Raw genomic sequence first — 2,602 nt, 5'->3', positions numbered from 1 at the left:
GCGCGATCCGGCTGAACCCGACCCCGCCGACCGGGGCCGCCATGTGCGGGAAGCAGCGGGCCAGCACCTCATCGGAGGTGTCCAGGTAGTTGGGTTCGAAGAACTCGCCGCCGATGTAGCTCTCCACCGTGCACAGCCCGACCCGGCCCATCGTCTTGCCGAGCGACTTCTCGGCGGCCTTGCGGAACCGGGCGAACGCCCGGTCGGTCTCGGTCTCCTGACCGGCCGGCGCCGGCGGGGAAGGATACTTCTCCTCGGCCCGCAGCCGGGCGCTCAGGCTGTACACCGCGGACGCCCCGAAGCCCAAAGCCGCCGCGATGTGGTGCGACGAGGGCAGCTGCCCGCTCTCGGCGACCAGTGAAACCCGTAGCCGCAGGCCGTCGTCGATCAGCCGCTGGTTGACCGCGGCGATGGCCAGCAGCAACGGCAACGGCGCCTGCGTGGTCGAGATCTCCCGGTCGGTGAGCACCGCGATGCCACCCTCGTCGCGGGCGAAGGCTGCGACCGTGTCGCACAGTTCGTCGAGCGATGCGACGACCGAGGCGGCGTTCCGCGCGGCGTCGTCCGGATGTGGCTCGAACAGCAGGTCGAAGCGGCGCAGCGGGGTGAGCCGCTGTTCACGCAACTGCACCATGTCGAGGTGGCCGAGGATCGGCGATCCCACCACCAGCTGCTTGCGATGCTGCTCGCCACCGTCCGGCTTGGCACCGAGCGCGACCCGCATGCTCATCCCGTCCGCCTCGCGCAACGAGTCCAGCGGCGGGTTGGTGACCTGGGCGAAGCGCTGCGAGAAGTACTTCGCCATGCCGCCCTCCTGATCGGAGAGAGCGTTGATGGCGTTGCCGTAGCCCATCGCGCTGATCCGCTCGGCGCCGTCGGCGAGCATCGGGTCCATCATGAACCGGAAGCTCTCCTGGTTGAGCGAGTAGGCGACGTAGCGGCCGGCCAGGCTGAGGTCGCCGGTGTAGCCCAGGGTGGTGGTGCTGCGATCGAAGTCGGGTGCGGGCAGCGCGGCGACGTCGACCCGGGCGTCGTCCAGCAGTGCCGCGTAGTCGCGGCGGGCGGCCAGCAGCTCGAGCGCCTCCCGGGTGCGGAACGTCCGGCCCAGCCGGTGGTCGTGGTACAGCATGCCGCCGGCCTCGATCCGGCCCCGGTGAATCACCTGGTCGTCGGGGAAGTCGACCTGGCCGGCCTCGGACGACACCACCAGGTAGTGGTCGGTCTCCACGGTGCGCAGCGGACGCAGCCCCAGCCGGTCGAGCCTTGCACCGATCACGTCGCCGTCGCTGAAGATCAGGGCTGCGGGGCCGTCGTTCTTCTCCTCGTACAGCGAGAAGAACTCGAACATGTCCCGGACGTCGCGGCTGAGCGTGGCGTCGTTCTCCCAGGCCGGCGGCATCAGCGACACCACCGCTTCGACCAGGTCGAGGCCGTCGTCGAACACCCGGCTCTGCAGGGTCTGGTCGAGCCGTCCCGAGTCGGACTGGCCGGGCGGCCGGACGATCCGGCGGTGCCGGGTGATCGCCAGGGTTTCGTCCGAGATCCGGTTCTTCCGGTCGGTGTTCAGCTCACCGTTGTGCGCCATCAGCCGGAACGGCTGCGCCATCGTCGGGTGCGGCTCGGTGTTGGTCGAGAACCTGGTGTGGAAGTAGAGCGAGCGCACCTTCTGCGCCGGATCGCGCAGGTCGGTGAAGTAGCCGATCACCTCACCGGCGTTGAGCCGTCCCTTGAGCACCTGGGTGCGGGCACTGAGCGACAGCGGATACAGCCCGGTCAGCGCCGGGTCGGTGTACGCCTCTGCCTCGATCGCCAGCAGCGCGGCGTTCGCGGCACGGTCGATCCGGCCCCGCTGGTCGTCGGCGTCGCCCGGCTCAGCCAACTGGAACACCCACTGCACGATCGGCAACTGATAGCGCAGCGCGCGAGCCCGCAATACGGCGTCGTCCACCGGCACCTCCCGGACGACCAGCGTGGCCAGCCCGGCCTCGGCCAGCGCGGTGTCGATCAGCCCACGAGCCCGGTCCCACTGGGTGGGGTCGTCCGGCATGAAGAAGTTGCCGACGCCGAAATGGCCCCGCTCCAGCGGTCGCCCGGCCAGCGCGCTGAAGTAGTCCACCGACAGGTCGATGCTGACCCCGGCGCCGTCACCGACGCCCTCGGCGGACATGCCGCCACGGTGCGGAATCGCGCACAACGCCTGCTCGCCCAGCGCGATCACGTCGTGGGTCTGGGCGCCGTCCTTGCGGGTGATGAAGCCCACCCCGCAGGCGCTGTGCTCCGTCGCGGCTTGGTAAAGCCCGTACTCACGTTCACCCATCGGCCCCTCCGCTGTCCTGTCACTCGGCTGGCTAGCCGGCGAGACACTGCGACGGTGGAGGGGCTCGCTCATCCGGTGCCGCGAGGTCCGCGACACGCAATATCGTAAGGCCTGCGTGACTTAAATGGGAGGGTCTTCTGAGTTGAACAGCTCGGACTGATGATCGAGAGCCAGCAGATGACACCGGACACGCTCGGCGAAGACCGGGCAACCTGCCGCCCGAATCGACCGTGGAAGATGCGGCTCACGACCTCGGGCGAGCCAGTACCGCACCTCACTGGCAGC

1 protein-coding gene is annotated in these 2,602 nt (G+C 69.4%); it reads right to left on the bottom strand.

Annotation, left to right across the window (positions count from 1 at the left end; all coding sequences use genetic code 11):
- Nucleotides 1–2,317: glutamate synthase central domain-containing protein (locus Q0066_RS04290; protein ID WP_298130376.1), on the bottom strand; the 2,317-nt coding region annotated here is incomplete at its 3' end.
- Between the last annotated feature and the right edge of the window lie 285 nt (nucleotides 2,318–2,602).

Origin of the sequence: Micropruina sp., from assembly GCF_027492755.1 — a bacterium.
In the GTDB taxonomy this organism is placed as follows: Bacteria; Actinomycetota; Actinomycetes; order Propionibacteriales; family Propionibacteriaceae; genus Micropruina.
The sequence above is the reverse complement of the archived record's forward strand: the minus strand, read 5'-3'. Positions and strand labels throughout refer to the sequence as shown.